The following is a 13,610-nucleotide window of genomic DNA, read 5'->3' as shown; positions in this document are numbered from 1 at the left end:
GGCCCCGCGTCAGCGCTGGAAGTGCGGCGCTCGCAGGTAGTTCGAGACGAGTCCGCCATGGCGCCCGAAGGCCACCGAAAACACGTACAGCGCGCCAGCGGTGAGGATGATCGACGGGCCCGACGGCAGGTTCGCGTGGTAGGACACCAGCAGCCCGACATAGCCGCAGGCAAAGGCCGCGCAGGCGGAGAACACCAGCATCGGACCGATGCCCGCCGTCCAGAAGCGCGCGCTGGCGGCCGGAAGCATCATCAGGCCGACGGTCATCAGCGTGCCCAGCGACTGGCAGCCGGCGACCAGGTTGAGCACCACCAGTACCAGGAACAGGAAGTGATAGCGCGCACCGCCGCCGCGCACCGAGCGCAGGAAGGCCGGGTCGAGGCACTCGATCACCAGCGCGCGGAAGATCACCGCGAGCGTCAGCACGCTCACCGAGGCGATCGAGGCGATCAGCAGCAGCGCCGGGTTGTCCACCGCGAGGATGGCGCCGAAAAGCAGGTGCATCAGGTCGACGCTCGAGCCCTGCGAAGAGATCAGGGTCACGCCGAGCGCCAGCGATATCAGGAACAGCGCGGCGAAGCTCGCATCCTCGCGCAGCGGCGTGAGGCGGGTCACGGAACCGGCAAGCAGCGCGACCGCCAGCCCGACCAGGAAACCGCCGATGGTCATCGCGGTGAGCGAGAAGCCGAACATCAGGAAGGCGATCGCGGCGCCTGGAAGCACCGCATGCGACATCGCATCGCCGACCAGGCTCATCCGGCGCAGGATGAGGAACACGCCGATCGGCCCGCAGCCGATCGCCAGCCCGAAGCAGGCGACCAGCGCCCGGCGCATGAAACCGTACTCGATGAACGGCAGCAGCAGGAGTTCGTAGGGACCGGGCATGGGATCAGGAGTGTCCGGGATGGACTTCGCACAGCGGCGCGCCCTCGTCCCAGGCTTCGGACATCTGGCGCGCGCGCTTCAGGTTTTCGGGGGTGAGCGTCTCGGCGGTGGCGCCCCAGCCGATGCGCTCGCGCGAGATCAGCAGCGTCTCGGGGAAATTGCGCCGTACCTGGTCGAGGTCGTGCAGGACGGCGATGATCGTGCGCCGCTCGCCGCTCCAGCGGCGAACCAGGTCGAGCAGGTCGTCGGTAGTGCGGGTGTCGATCGCGTTGAACGGTTCATCGAGCAGGATGACCGGCGCATCCTGCACCATCACGCGGGCGAACAGCACGCGCTGGAACTGCCCGACGGAAAGCGTGCCGATCGGCCGCGACTCGAAACCACGCAGGCCGACCGCTGCAAGCGCATCGCGCGCGGTGGCGCGTTGGGCGGCGTCGATCGCGCGGAACGCCCCGCAGCGCCGCCAGAAACCCATGGCCACCGTGTCCAGCACCGGGATCGGAAACTGGCGGTCGATCTCCGCCTGCTGCGGCAGGTAGGCGATGTCGTGCGGCATCGCGCCGGTGAGGTCGACCGTGCCCTCCGAAGGACGCAACAGGCCGACGATCGCCTTCAGCAGGCTGCTCTTGCCGGCACCGTTGGGCCCGACGATCGCCGTCATCGAGCCGGCCTCGAACGCACCGCACAGATGATGTACGGCCGGATGCCGATCGTAGGCCACCGTGAGGTTGTCGATGCGGATGGAAGCGTTCAAGGCGCGCATGGGCTCAGTCGAGCGCCCACCAGACCAGCAGCCAGAGGACCGCCACCAGGCCGGATGCCGCGAACAGCCGATCACGGCTGCCGGCCAGGAACAACGAGGCAGGACCGGGCTCGGGTACGGCGGCTGAAGGTAGCGGGGTCACGGCGGCAGGCAGCAGCGAAGGCGAGGCAGTGGACGGACGAGGCGGTTGGCCATGCCCGCTCGGCTCGGCATGGGCAGTGGCATGAGGGTGCGCTCGGGGATGGCGATGCGGATGCGCGTCAGGATCGGAAGGGGACTGCATCGTTCACTCCGTTGGCCCCGCAGGGAGGCGGATGAAACCACGTTGCGCCTGCCAGCGCAATTCAGTTGCGCTTTGCCGCTGGCGCGGACGGATCGGTGACGAATCCGATGCGGGTGATCCCGGCCACCCTCGCCTGGCCCATGATTTCGGCCAGCACCTGGTAGCGCGTCTCGCGGTCGGCGCGCAGGTGCAGTTCCGGCTGCGGCTGTTTCGCAGCGGCGTCGGCCAGGCGCGCGACCAGCGCGTCTGCGGCAACCGCCTCACCCTCCCAGAACATCGCGCCGCGGGCATCGATCGCCAGCGTGATCGTCTGTGGCTTCTCCGGGCTCGCCTGGCTGCGTGCCTGGGGCAGGTCGATCCGTATGGAATGGGTCAGCAGCGGAGCGGTGATGATGAAGATGATCAGCAGCACCAGCATCACGTCGACGAACGGCGTGGTATTGATTTCCGCCATCGGCTGCGCCTCGGACGATCCCTGGAATCCGCCGAAGGCCATCATGCCCCTCGCGATGCAGGTTGGCCAGCCGCCGGCATGGCCCCCGGTGCCGCAGCCGCGCCCGGGCTCGAGCCCGGGCGGGCGCGCGGGCCGACGGCCAGGGCGGCATGCAGGTCATGCGCAAAGCCGTCGAGCTGGGCCAGCAGCAGCCGGTTCGCGCGCACGAACATGTTGTATCCGAGCACCGCCGGGATGGCCACGGCGAGTCCCGCCGCAGTCATGATCAGCGCCTCGCCCACCGGACCGGCCACCTTGTCGAGGGTGCCCTGGCCCGACAGGCTGATCGCGACCAGCGCGTGGTAGATGCCCCACACCGTGCCGAACAGCCCGACGAAGGGCGCGGTGCTGCCCACCGAGGCAAGCAATGTCTGGCCCGCCTCGAGCCGGGCGGTGGTCGCCACCATCGACTGGCGCAGCGCGCGCGTGATGAAGTCGGACAGGTCGCAGGCAGCGCCCAGGGTGCGGGTGCTGGCCGCGTGCGCGCGGGAGGCCTCGACGCCGGCCAGCGCGAGTGCTGCGAACGGATCACCAGCCCGGCCACGCACCTCGTGTTCGGCTGCGGCGAGGTCTGCAGCCCCCCAGAAGGCATCTGGCGTCTGCCGCGCAGCGCGGCGCAGCGCCAGCTGCTCGATCGCCTTCGCCGCGATGAAGTACCAGCTCGCGACGGACATCGCGACCAGCAACACGATCACGACAACGCCGACCGCATCGGTCTGCGCCAGCATCGCGCCGATTCCGTAGGGATTGCTGCCGGGATTGCCAACGGCGGCCGGGTTCAATGTTTCATTCATGGCATCTACTCGTCGAGTCTGAACACGAGGGGAACGGTGACCGAAGCCGCGACCGGCTTGTCACCCTGGCGTGCCGGCACGAAGCGCCAGCGCTTCACCGTCTCGAGGGCCGCCTGGTCGAGGCGGGGCGAACCACTGGTGGCAGCGATCTCGACCCGCTCGGGCAGCCCGGCCGCGCTGACGCTGACCGCCAGCAGTACCCGCCCGGTCTCGCGCAGGCGCGCGGCCGCAGGCGGATAGCGCGGCGTCGGATTGTGCAGGTAGTCGGCATCGAACGACGGAGGCACCAGCGCGGCGGGGCGGGCAGCGGGCGCAGCGGGCGCCGCCGCCGAAACCGACGGCGCGGCAGGGCGCAGCGTGGCATCGAGCGCCGGCGCGAGCGCCTGGGGCACCGGCGCAGGAGCCACGGCGGACGCCGGTGCCGCTTCTGCCGGCGGCGGCGTGGCCGGGACCGGCCGTGGCGGGAGATCCGCTGGTACGGGCGGCGCCGGCCGCGCGACCGGCGGCGGCAGCGCTATCCGGGGCGGTTCAGGTGGACGCACGGGTTCCGGCAACGGCGCAGGTGGGGTGATCATCACGACTACGAGCGGCGGCCGCTCCGGTGCGGGACGCGGTGCCTGAACGTGGAGCAGGAAGATGCAGCCCAGCACCAACACGTGCAAGATGGCCGTGAACCCCAGCGCAAGCCGGCGCTGGCGAGCATCGAATTGCACTCCGCGCACGGCTGTCATGCGCGGGCTGCCTCGCCCGCCCGCGGCCGCTTGCCGCACGGCGACGCGCAGCACACCGGAGAGCAGGCATGGCAATCGAGATCGGTACCCGTCCTGGCCGCAGCCACGCCATGCTCGTGCGCGCAGCCGTGGCGGCGGTGCTGCTGCTGTCCATGCTGGCCGGTTGCGCCACCTCCGGCGAACCGACACCACCGCCGCCCTCGCTGGCGGAGATCGTCGCGTCGGCCAGGGCAGGACAGTCGCCACAGCAGATCATCGAGCGCATGCAGCGCAGCCACGCCGTCTACCGGCTGCCTGCGAGCGAACTCGCGAAGCTGCGGGAGCAAGGCGTACCTGACGCGGTGATCGATTACATGCAACGCGTGCATCTGGATGTCGTGCGGTTCGAGGAATCGGTGCGGGCGCGCAGCTTCTACGGCCCGGGCTGGGGTCCCTGGGGACCGGTACATGGCTGGCGGGACCCGTTCCGGCCATACCCGCGTCGCTTCTGACCGGAGGGACTGCGTGCAGCCTGCCGCAGCCCGCGGGCGGTCGCGTGGTGCGAGGCGTGGCCCGGAGTTTAGCGCGAGGCGGCGGTGGCAGCGGCAGGGACTGCCCGCCGGGGTTCACGGGGGTCCGTATCGACAATAGCCCGACGGCTCGAGCGTCAACCGAAGGCGGCGCAGGCCGCTGCCTTCGATCGGCGGCGATCGGTGGACGATCGCACGGCCGCGGTTGCCGGGATAGGCATCGCCCTTCTGCAGGCAGACCCAGCCGGCGCGTGCCTGGTGCACGGCGGCGCCCGGAAGCAGCAACGCGCGGTTGAATGCGTCTGCGGGCAGGCCGCCCATGCCAAGGCGCTCGCGCCGAGCGCCGCCCTCCTCGACCCACTGCGTACCGGGGCCGACATAGGTCGAGAGGATGCGCAGTGCCTGCTCGTCCACATGGAACAGCCTGCACTGGTCGTCGTCGATCGACACAAGCCGGGCACGCACCTCGACGCAGCCGGCGATGCAGGCCATCCAGCGGGACAGCACGAGCACGTCCTGGGCGAACACGCCGAACCGCTCGCCCACGGACGACGCGCAGGCCGTCTCGTCTGCCTCGTGCGGCGCGCCCGGGCGAACGATGGCATCCACCACCGTCGAGCCGGTCGCGCAGACGTCGCGCCATGCCGCGAGCACGGAATCATCCGGCGTCCGCCGCCAGACGGCGAGGTTCACCGAAGGCTCGTGGATACGCATCAGCGACGAAGGATCGTCGCTGGAAACCGTGCGCATCGCCTGCGCGCCATCGTTGCCGCGGCTGGCGACCGCGAATCGACCGTAGAGTGCCTGCGTCATGTCGGAAGTGTTTCAACGGGATGCCCGAGCATGCACCGGCCACCTCCTTTATGCAACCCATTTGCGCTACTCAGTTGCATTTGATCGGTCGGCCAGGGCAGTCGCACGGCGGCGCGAGGCGAAGCATGTCTTCCATCAAGTGGCGGACGAGCACGTGCGCGACCCGCATGCCGGCCACTGCGACCTGCAGGGGCCGTCGCACTGGGCTGAACTCAGCCCTGCTTCGGCAGCTTGCCGATGCGCGCCCGCGGGTGCGCCGCGTCGTACGCCTTCGCCAGGTACTGGAAGTCGAGGTGGGTGTAGATCTGCGTGGTCGCGATGCTCGCATGGCCCAGCATTTCCTGGACCGCACGCAGGTCGCCGCTCGACTGCAGCACGTGGGAGGCGAACGAATGGCGCAGCATGTGCGGATGCAGGTGCTGGCCGAGGCCCCGCTGCCGCGCCCATTGCTCGACCCGGGTGGACAGCACGCGGTCGGAAATGCGATCGCCGCGCACGCCGACGAACAGTGCCTCGCAGCCGGGCCTGGCCATCAGCGGGCGCACCTGCAGCCAGGCATCGAGGGCGAGCAGCGCCTGCCGGCCGACCGGCACTTCCCGCGTCCGACTGCCCTTGCCGGTGACGCGCACGAGCGCATCCGCGGCACGCACGTCGCCCAGGTCCAGGCTGACCAGTTCGGCGCGGCGCAGCCCGGACGAGTAGAGCAGTTCGAGGATCGCGAGGTCGCGTACCTCGGCCGGCGTTTCAGGCATGCCGCCGAGCAACTGCGACGCCTCGTCCGGGGACAGCACCTTGGGCAGGCGCTTGCCGGACTTCGGCGGTTTCACGCCGATCGCGGGATTGGCGGCGGACAGTCGTTCGCGCACCAGCCAGCGGAAGAACGCGCGCCACGCCGACAACAGCCTGGCGATCGAGCGCCCGTTCAGGCCCTGACCGTGCAGGCGGCCGGCATAGCGCCGGATCTCCTGCGAAGTCAGGCCGGCAAGCGGCGCGTCCCCGGCCAGGCGCAGCAGTCGCAGCACGTCGTATTCGTACGCCGCCACCGAGGTGACCGCGAGGCGGCGCTCGGTCGCGAGATAGTCGACGAAACGCTCAAGCAGCCGCTGCGATGCCGCCGGCAGCGCCTCCGGAGAGGCATCCGGCAGGGTCGTTTCCGGGTCGGCCGCTGCAGGCGCCGGAAGATCAGCCGGCAAGGCTCCGTCCCAGCGCAGCGGCCACGATATCGCCCAGGCGCTTGAGGTAAAGCGTACCCATCTCGGGGTAGAACCGCTGGGGATCTTCGCTCGCCAGCGTGAGCAGACCGAATGCCTGCCGGCCGCGCAGCGGAATGTACGCGAACGAACGCAGCCCCTCGCCGTCCGCACCGAACCAGGACGCGCTGTCGAACATCGCGCGAGCGCTGATGTAGGGCTGGGTCAGGCTGTCGGCGAACACGCCCGCCTCTTCACTGATCGGCGAATACTCGACCGACGGCTCGCCCCCAGCAGAAGGCGCCGCTGGCGACCACAGCCGCAGTTCGACATGCGGCACGGCGAAATCTTCCCGCAGGTGGTAGCGGGTGACGTGGATCGCCGCGGGCGTATCCGGCGCCGCGATCAGCGCGACCGTCAGCCGGTGCAGCTTCTCGCCGATCGAATCGTTCTGCTCTCCGAAGCGGATCAGTTCCGCCAGCTTGGCCTCGAGCAGCCTGTTCTTGTCGCGCAGGGTCAGCACCTGGCGCTCGGAGATAGGGATCGCGCGTCCGCCGTGCGGATGCGGGATGAACAGGTTCGCCATCATGTCCGAGTGCAGTTCGAAGAACTCCGGGTGCTCCTGCAGGTAGGCCGCGACCTGGTCCGGATTGATGCCTTCTTTCATTCCTTCCCCCATCCTGTCTCGTTCGCCTGCACGCAGGCTGCGGGCCGCTCGCACGGCGTAGCATCGATCGATCGTTCAGATCTCGATCGTACCTTCAAACACGGTGACTGCCGGCCCGGTCATGCGCACCGGCATACCCTCGCCCGCCCAGGCGATCGTGAGCACGCCGCCACGGGTATGCACGTCGACCTGCGCGTCGAGCAGCCCGCGCAGGCTGCCGGCGACGACCGCCGCGCAGGCGCCAGTACCGCAGGCGAGCGTCTCGCCGGCACCGCGCTCGTACACGCGCAGTCGCACGGTGCGCCGGTCGACCACCTGCATGTAGCCTGCATTGACGCGTTTCGGGAATCGCGGATGTGACTCGATGCGCGCGCCCTGCTCGAGCACTGGCGCCGCATCCACGTCGGCCACTACCTGGACGGCATGCGGGTTGCCCATCGAAACCGCCGACACCTCGACCGAGCCGCCGGCGAGGTCCAGCAGGTAAACGTCTGCGCGGGCCGGGGCGAGGAACGGCACGTCGGCCGGCGCGAGCCGCGGCGCACCCATGTCGACCGTGACGCGACCATCGTCCTCCAGCCGCGGAGAAATGATGCCCGCCATCGTGCCCACACGGATCTCGCGCTTGTCGGTCAATCCCTTCTCACGCACGAAGCGCACGAAGCAGCGGGCGCCGTTGCCGCACTGCTCCACCTCGCCGCCGTCGGCATTGAAGATGCGGTAGTGGAAGTCCGTGCCCTCGAGCTGCGGACGCTCGACGACCAGGATCTGGTCGCAGCCGATACCCCGATGGCGGTCGGCGAGGTGCCGCCAGGTCGCCGCGTCGAAGGCGACGGGCTCGCGGGTGGCGTCGATCACGACGAAGTCGTTGCCGGCGCCGTGCATCTTGGTGAATGCCAGCTTCATCGCATCAAGTTTACATAGTCCCGGTAAACGCAGCGATCCATCACCACCTCGATACCCGCCTCGACCGCACGCTGCGCCGCCGCCGCGTCGACCACGCCGTCCTGCAGCCACAGCCGTTTCAGGCCGAGGGCGATGCAATCGTCGACGATCGCAGGCACCGCGTCGGCCTGGCGGAACACGTCCACCAGGTCGATGCCTGCCCGCACGCCTTCGGGAATGTCGCGCAGCGTCGCGTAGCAGGTCTCGCCGAGGATGGCTGCCTGGCCGGGATTCACCGGCACGATACGGTAGCCGAACGACTGCATCGATTTCGACACGCCATGGCTGGGCCGGTCGGGCTTCGGCGACAGGCCTACCACGGCAATCGTACGTACCTCGCGCAGCAACGCACGCAGACGGTCGACATCCGGATTGCGGAACATGTGCTTTCTCCTAGTAGGGCGGCGGTTCGCCGGGCGGCCGGGTCTTGAACCGTTTGTGCAGCCAGTGGTACTGCGCCGGCATCCCGGCCACCGCGGATTCGATGAATGCATTCATCGCCAGCGCGTCGCCGGCATCGTCCGGCTCGCTGGAGGCGGGCACACCGGTCCACGGCGGATGAATCCGCACCCGATAGCCTGCACCGCCCGGCAACTGTTCGGTGATGCACGGCAGGACCACGGCACCGGTCAGCCGCACGATACGCGACAGCGCGGGCACCGTCGCCGCCTGCACGCCGAAGAACGGCACGAACACGGAATCGCGCGCGCCCAGATCCATGTCCGGCAGGTAGTAGAGCGGCAGGCCCTTGCGCATCGCCCGCAGCACCGGCCGAAGGCCCTGCTGGCGCGACACCATCGTCACCGAACCGAACCGGTTCCGCTTCTCGCGCAGGAAGGCATCGAACAGCGGGTTCTTCTGCCGGCTGTACATCGACACCGCGCTGTGCTCGGCCGCCAGCCGTTGCGCACCGATGTCGAGCCCGACGAAATGCGGTGCCAGCAACACTACCGGCCGGCCAGTGCACGCCCGCAGGTGCTCCCAGCCTTCCACACGCACCACCCGCGTCAGGCGCTCCCGGCTCGACCACCATGCGATGCCGCGGTCGAGCACGCTGCGCGTGAACGCCGCGAAATGGGCCCGAGCGAGCCGTCGGCGGTCGGCCTCGGACATGCGGGGGAAGCAGAGCGCCAGGTTGATCAGGACAACGCGCCGGCGCGCGCCGGCAATCAGGAACAGCGCCAGCCCCAGCACATGCCCGACCAGCGCCAGCAGCCGGAACGGCAGGAAGTGCAGCAGCCAGACCAGCAGCAGGGCGATCCGGGTCCCCATCAGCGGGCGCCCGCCGGATCCGGAGGGGGCGGTGGCGCGCCTGCCGGCCGCTTGTAGCGGTTGTAGCTCCATAGGTACTGCGCCGGGCAGCGTGCGACGACCGCCTCGACCGCCGCATTGATCACGCGTGCCGCCTGCATCGGGTCGGCCGGCAGCGCGGGCAGCAGATGGAACTCGAGTTCGTAGCCGCGCGCGTGCGGCAGGCGGCGGGCGACGGCCAACAGAACGGTCGCTCCGGTCGATCGCGCCAGCCGTGCCGCGAGGGTGATCGTGTAGGCCGGCCGGCCAAAGAACTCCGCCCAGACCCCTTCACCCGCCCCGGGCGCCTGGTCTGGCAGCAGACCAGCCGCATGCCCGGCACGCAGGGCGCGCAGCATCGCGCGCACGCCACCAAGGTCGGCACTGACCAGTTCGACCTGCCCGCGGCCCCGGCCGGCCCTGACCAGCGGGTCGAGCCAGCCGAGCTTCGGACGACGGTACATCACCGTGATCGGCCGTGCGAGGCCGTACCACTGCGGCAGGATCTCGAACGCACCGAGGTGGGGTGACAGAAAAAGGACTCCACGTCCCCGCGCATGCGCTTCATCGAGGTGCTGCTGGCCCACCGTCACGCGCACCCAGCGGGACACACCCGACTGCGGCCGGAGCCAGAGGCAGGGCAACTCGGCGACGGCGCGCCCAGCCTCGGCAATCGCACCGTGCAGGACGCGGTGGGTCCCTGGCGGGTCGCCGAGCCCCGACCGGGCAAGGTTCTCGCGCAGGCGCTCCCGGTAGGTGCGGTCGCAGGCGTAAGCAGTCCAGCCGAGCGCCGCGCCCAGCCAGTGCAGCACCCGCAGCGGCAGGTGGCCGAGCAGTCGGATCAGGAATAGCAAAATGGTTTCATTGACATCGGCGTCTGGAGCGACTCTGATATCCTAGCGCCCTTTTTGTCTGCGGCCTTCGCGGTTTCAGGCATATTCGATACGTATCCGGAGTCCTGCTTCGCACGTTGCAAGCATCGGACGCGTTTCCTGCGCCGGCATCCTTTTCCCTTACAGCAGACGGGTTTCCCATATGAGCGAATTTCTGTTTACCTCTGAATCGGTATCGGAAGGCCATCCCGACAAGGTTGCCGACGCGATCTCCGATGCCGCCCTCGACGCCATCCTCGCCCAGGACAAGTACGGCCGGGTTGCCGCCGAGACGCTGGTGCACACCGGCCTGGTGGTGATGGCCGGCCAGGTGACTACCAGTGCCCAGGTCGACTACGCGCAGGTCGCGCGCAAGGTCGTGCAACGCATCGGCTATACCGATTCCGACATCGGCTTCGACTACAAGAGCTGCGGCGTGCTGGTCTGCTACGACCAGCAGTCGGTGGACATCGCCGCGGGCGTCGACGAAGGCAAGGGCCTCGACCTAGACCAGGGCGCGGGCGACCAGGGCCTGATGTACGGCTTCGCCTGCGACGAGACGCCGGAACTGATGCCGATGCCGATCCACTACTCGCACCGCCTGATGGAGCGCCAGGCCGAGATGCGCCGCAACGGCAAGCTGCCGTGGCTGCGCCCGGACGCGAAGTCGCAGGTCACGATCAAGTACGTCGACGGCCGCCCGGTCGGCATCGACACGGTCGTCATCTCGACCCAGCACACCCCCGACATCTCTCACGAACCGCTGACCGAGGCGGTGATCGAGGAAATCGTCAAGCCGGTGATCCCGGCGGCGCTGCTCAAGGGCGCGCGCTACCTGATCAACCCGACCGGCCGCTTCGTCATCGGCGGCCCGCAGGGCGACACCGGCCTTACCGGCCGCAAGATCATCGTCGACACCTACGGCGGCTACTCGCGCCACGGCGGCGGTGCGTTCTCGGGGAAGGATCCTTCCAAGGTCGACCGCTCGGCCGCTTACGCCGGCCGCTATGTCGCGAAGAACATCGTCGCGGCCGGTCTCGCCAGCAAGTGCGAGGTGCAGGTGGCCTACGCCATCGGCGTAGCCAAGCCGGTAAGCGTGCTGGTCGAGACCTTCGGCACCGGCAAGATCGCCGACGAGAAGATCGCCAAGCTGGTCGAGCAGCACTTCGACCTGCGCCCGAAGGGCATCATCCACAGCCTCGATCTGCTGCGTCCGATCTACGAGAAGACTGCGGCCTACGGCCACTTCGGACGAAACGAGCCCGAGTTCACATGGGAGAAGACCGACAAGGCCGCCGCACTGAAGGCCGACGCCGGGATCTGATCGACGCCCACCGCTGCAGCACCGGAACGCCCCGCAGCGCGGGGCGTTTTCGTTTCTGCCTGCCGGATCAGATACGCAGCACGCTGCGCACGTCGCACCCGGGGATGCGCTCCCGCCCGAGCAGCGCCGGCAACTCCAGCAGGAATGCCGCGCCCGCGACCACGCCGCCCACACGCGCCAGCAGTTCGACGGCCGCCGCGGCCGTACCACCGGTCGCCAGCACATCATCGACCAGCAGCACGCGGGCACCTGCCGGCAGCGCATCGCGATGGATCTCGAGCGAGGCGGTACCGTACTCGAGCGCGTAGCTGACCGCCTCGACGCCCGCAGGCAGCTTTCCCGGCTTGCGCAGCGGCACGAACCCCGCTGCCAGTTCGCGCGCGACCAGCGCGCCGAAGATGAAGCCGCGCGCCTCGACGCCGGCCACCCGAGCGATCCCGGCAGTGCGGAAAGGATCGGCCAGCGCCGAGACAGCGCGGCCGAGGGCAGGCGGGTCTGCCATCAACGGGGTGAGGTCGCGGAAGGTGACGCCGGGAATCGGAAAATCCGTCACCGATCGGACAAAAGCAAACAGGTCGTCGTGCAGGCCAGCCATCGAAACGCTCCCGGAAGGGGACGGCACCCTCAAGAAATCGGGCGGGTGACCGTAATCCTCATGATATTGCTGCCAACGCTCCCTCCGACGGCTCCATGTTGAAAAGAATATCGGTCAGCCAGCTGCGCGTCGGCATGCATGTGCACGAACTGTGCGGCTCCTGGCTGGACCATCCATTCTGGCGCACACGGTTCCTGGTGAAGGAGGCTCGCGATATCGATCGCCTCCTCGATGGCGGCGTCCAGGAAGTCTGGATCGACACGTCGAAAGGCGCGGATGTCCCGGGTACCGTCGGTGGCGAACCGCCGGCCCCGCACGAGAGCACCAGCCAGCGGGTCGACGCCGACCGGGCGTGCGCGGCCGACGTGCGCACGCCCGGTCGCGCCACGATGGGCGCAGAACTGGAACGGGCTGCACGCATCTGCGAGAACGCCCGGAGCGCCATGATCTCGATGTTCTCGGAAGCGCGGATGGGCGAGGCGATCGATTCGGCGGGCGCGCTCGAACTGGTGGACGAGATCAATGCCTCGGTCGAACGCAATCCGGGTGCACTGATCAGCCTGGCCCGGTTGAAGACAGTCGATGACTACACGTTCATGCATTCGATCGCGGTCTGCGGGCTGATGCTGTCGCTGGGCCGCCAGCTCGGTCTCGAAGACCGGCAATTGCGCGACGCCGGGCTGGCCGGACTCCTGCACGATCTGGGAAAGGCCGTGGTTCCGGCAAGCGTGCTGAACAAGCCCGGAAAGCTGACCGACGCGGAGTTCGATCTCGTGAAGAAGCATCCGCAACTGGGCCACGCCATCCTGATCGAGGCGGGCACGGTGGGCGAAATCGCACTCGACGTCTGCCTCCACCACCATGAACGGGTCGACGGAACCGGCTACCCGCACGGACTCGAAGGCAGCGCGATCAGTCTGTATGCAAAGATGGGCACCGTATGCGACATCTACGATGCGATCACCTCGAACCGCCCGTACAAGACGGGCTGGAATCCCGCCGAGTCGATACGACAGATGGCAGGGTGGTCGAAAGGCCATTTCGACGAGCGGGTCTTCCACGCATTCGTGAAGAGCGTCGGCATCTATCCCGTCGGATCGCTGGTGAGGATGGCGTCGGGCAGGCTCGGCGTGGTGACCGAGCAGAACGAAGGCGGGCTCACCACGCCCAGGGTGAAGCTGTTCTTCTCGATCGGGGCTGACGCGCGCATTCCCCCGGAGATCATCGACCTGTCGCACAAGGGCATGGTCGACCGGATCATCGGGCGGGAAGATCCGGAAAAGTGGGATTTCCGCGACCTCGACACGATGTGGGCAGGCAGCTCGGACATCACGCCCCCCCCGAAGGCGGCCTGAGGCGGAAGTCCCGCGCAGGAGAAGGCAGCGGCAGTGCGCAGGCGCGCGCTGGTCGGAACGGACAGATCATGACGGTACATCAGGCAAAAATGCCTGCATCC

At 68.7% G+C, this 13,610-nt stretch carries 17 protein-coding genes; 3 read left to right on the top strand and 14 right to left on the bottom strand.

The window, feature by feature from the left end:
* Positions 1-9: 9 nt before the first annotated feature.
* From ING98_06355 to ING98_06330, 6 genes are all read right to left on the bottom strand, one after another.
* Positions 10-885, bottom strand: coding sequence for a metal ABC transporter permease (locus ING98_06355; GenBank protein ID MCA3101475.1), 876 nt, complete (start codon positions 883-885; stop codon positions 10-12).
* A 4-nt stretch (positions 886-889) separates the two neighbouring features.
* Positions 890-1,639, bottom strand: a complete 750-nt coding sequence (locus ING98_06350; GenBank protein MCA3101474.1) for an ABC transporter ATP-binding protein — start codon at positions 1,637-1,639, stop codon at positions 890-892.
* Positions 1,640-1,652: 13 nt separating this feature from the next.
* Positions 1,653-1,931, bottom strand: a complete 279-nt coding sequence (locus tag ING98_06345) for a hypothetical protein (protein MCA3101473.1) — start codon at positions 1,929-1,931, stop codon at positions 1,653-1,655.
* A gap of 61 nt (positions 1,932-1,992) precedes the next feature.
* Positions 1,993-2,427 carry a biopolymer transporter ExbD gene (locus tag ING98_06340; GenBank protein ID MCA3101472.1) on the bottom strand — a complete coding sequence of 145 codons (435 nt, stop codon included), beginning with the start codon at positions 2,425-2,427 and terminating at the stop codon, positions 1,993-1,995.
* Positions 2,427-3,218, bottom strand: coding sequence for a MotA/TolQ/ExbB proton channel family protein (locus ING98_06335; GenBank protein ID MCA3101471.1), 792 nt, complete (start codon positions 3,216-3,218; stop codon positions 2,427-2,429). The genes ING98_06340 and ING98_06335 overlap by 1 nt, the downstream gene beginning before the upstream one ends.
* A 5-nt stretch (positions 3,219-3,223) precedes the next feature.
* Entirely contained in the window at positions 3,224-3,625 is a 402-nt protein-coding gene (locus ING98_06330; protein ID MCA3101470.1) for an energy transducer TonB, read from the bottom strand.
* A 434-nt stretch (positions 3,626-4,059) separates the two neighbouring features.
* On the opposite strand from ING98_06330, the gene ING98_06325 reads away from it, so the two are divergent.
* Positions 4,060-4,440 (top strand): hypothetical protein, encoded by a 381-nt coding sequence (locus tag ING98_06325; protein MCA3101469.1) that lies wholly within the window; start codon positions 4,060-4,062, stop codon positions 4,438-4,440.
* A 114-nt stretch (positions 4,441-4,554) separates the two neighbouring features.
* Here ING98_06325 and ING98_06320 read toward each other — a convergent pair whose 3' ends face one another.
* From ING98_06320 to ING98_06290, 7 genes are all read right to left on the bottom strand, one after another.
* Complete coding sequence (locus ING98_06320; protein MCA3101468.1) at positions 4,555-5,271, bottom strand: DUF1826 domain-containing protein; 717 nt, start codon at positions 5,269-5,271, stop codon at positions 4,555-4,557.
* 212 nt (positions 5,272-5,483) lie between these two features.
* Entirely contained in the window at positions 5,484-6,392 is a 909-nt protein-coding gene (locus ING98_06315) for a tyrosine recombinase XerC (protein MCA3101467.1), read from the bottom strand.
* Positions 6,393-6,453: 61 nt separating this feature from the next.
* Positions 6,454-7,116, bottom strand: coding sequence for a DUF484 family protein (locus ING98_06310; protein MCA3101466.1), 663 nt, complete (start codon positions 7,114-7,116; stop codon positions 6,454-6,456).
* An 87-nt stretch (positions 7,117-7,203) separates the two neighbouring features.
* Positions 7,204-8,034: a diaminopimelate epimerase gene (gene dapF / locus ING98_06305; protein MCA3101465.1), complete on the bottom strand. Its 831-nt coding sequence runs from the start codon at positions 8,032-8,034 to the stop codon at positions 7,204-7,206.
* A complete protein-coding gene (locus tag ING98_06300) occupies positions 8,031-8,456 on the bottom strand; it encodes a CoA-binding protein (protein MCA3101464.1) in 426 nt (141 codons plus the stop codon). Before ING98_06300 ends, dapF begins: the two co-directional genes overlap by 4 nt.
* Positions 8,457-8,466: 10 nt before the next feature.
* A complete protein-coding gene (locus tag ING98_06295) occupies positions 8,467-9,345 on the bottom strand; it encodes a lipid A biosynthesis acyltransferase (protein ID MCA3101463.1) in 879 nt (292 codons plus the stop codon).
* Positions 9,345-10,220, bottom strand: coding sequence for a lysophospholipid acyltransferase family protein (locus ING98_06290; GenBank protein ID MCA3101462.1), 876 nt, complete (start codon positions 10,218-10,220; stop codon positions 9,345-9,347). The genes ING98_06295 and ING98_06290 overlap by 1 nt, the downstream gene beginning before the upstream one ends.
* A gap of 178 nt (positions 10,221-10,398) precedes the next feature.
* On the opposite strand from ING98_06290, the gene ING98_06285 reads away from it, so the two are divergent.
* Complete coding sequence (locus tag ING98_06285) at positions 10,399-11,559, top strand: methionine adenosyltransferase (GenBank protein ID MCA3101461.1); 1,161 nt, start codon at positions 10,399-10,401, stop codon at positions 11,557-11,559.
* Between the two features lie 67 nt (positions 11,560-11,626).
* On the opposite strand, the gene ING98_06280 is transcribed toward ING98_06285, so the two are convergent.
* On the bottom strand, positions 11,627-12,154 hold the full coding sequence (locus tag ING98_06280) for an adenine phosphoribosyltransferase (GenBank protein ID MCA3101460.1): 528 nt from the start codon (positions 12,152-12,154) through the stop codon (positions 11,627-11,629).
* 95 nt (positions 12,155-12,249) lie between these two features.
* Here ING98_06280 and ING98_06275 point away from each other — a divergent pair, with 95 nt between their 5' ends.
* A complete protein-coding gene (locus ING98_06275) occupies positions 12,250-13,509 on the top strand; it encodes an HD-GYP domain-containing protein (protein MCA3101459.1) in 1,260 nt (419 codons plus the stop codon).
* Positions 13,510-13,610 lie beyond the last annotated feature (101 nt).

This window comes from Rhodocyclaceae bacterium (assembly GCA_020248265.1).
Classification (GTDB): Bacteria; Pseudomonadota; Gammaproteobacteria; order Burkholderiales; family CAIKXV01; genus CAIKXV01.
The sequence above is the reverse complement of the archived record's forward strand: the minus strand, read 5'-3'. Positions and strand labels throughout refer to the sequence as shown.

Excerpts from the sequence above, each read along its gene's own strand:
- ING98_06295 (MCA3101463.1), bottom strand. The coding sequence starts at position 9,345 with ATGGGGACCCGGATCGCCCTGCTGCTGGTCTGGCTGCTGCACTTCCTG.
- ING98_06355 (MCA3101475.1), bottom strand. The coding sequence starts at position 885 with ATGCCCGGTCCCTACGAACTCCTGCTGCTGCCGTTCATCGAGTACGGT.
- ING98_06275 (MCA3101459.1), top strand. The coding sequence starts at position 12,250 with ATGTTGAAAAGAATATCGGTCAGCCAGCTGCGCGTCGGCATGCATGTG.
- dapF (MCA3101465.1), bottom strand. The coding sequence starts at position 8,034 with ATGAAGCTGGCATTCACCAAGATGCACGGCGCCGGCAACGACTTCGTC.
- ING98_06335 (MCA3101471.1), bottom strand. The coding sequence starts at position 3,218 with ATGAATGAAACATTGAACCCGGCCGCCGTTGGCAATCCCGGCAGCAAT.
- ING98_06320 (MCA3101468.1), bottom strand. The coding sequence starts at position 5,271 with ATGACGCAGGCACTCTACGGTCGATTCGCGGTCGCCAGCCGCGGCAAC.
- ING98_06280 (MCA3101460.1), bottom strand. The coding sequence starts at position 12,154 with ATGGCTGGCCTGCACGACGACCTGTTTGCTTTTGTCCGATCGGTGACG.
- ING98_06285 (MCA3101461.1), top strand. The coding sequence starts at position 10,399 with ATGAGCGAATTTCTGTTTACCTCTGAATCGGTATCGGAAGGCCATCCC.
- ING98_06325 (MCA3101469.1), top strand. The coding sequence starts at position 4,060 with ATGCTCGTGCGCGCAGCCGTGGCGGCGGTGCTGCTGCTGTCCATGCTG.
- ING98_06340 (MCA3101472.1), bottom strand. The coding sequence starts at position 2,427 with ATGGCCTTCGGCGGATTCCAGGGATCGTCCGAGGCGCAGCCGATGGCG.
- ING98_06300 (MCA3101464.1), bottom strand. The coding sequence starts at position 8,456 with ATGTTCCGCAATCCGGATGTCGACCGTCTGCGTGCGTTGCTGCGCGAG.
- ING98_06345 (MCA3101473.1), bottom strand. The coding sequence starts at position 1,931 with ATGCAGTCCCCTTCCGATCCTGACGCGCATCCGCATCGCCATCCCCGA.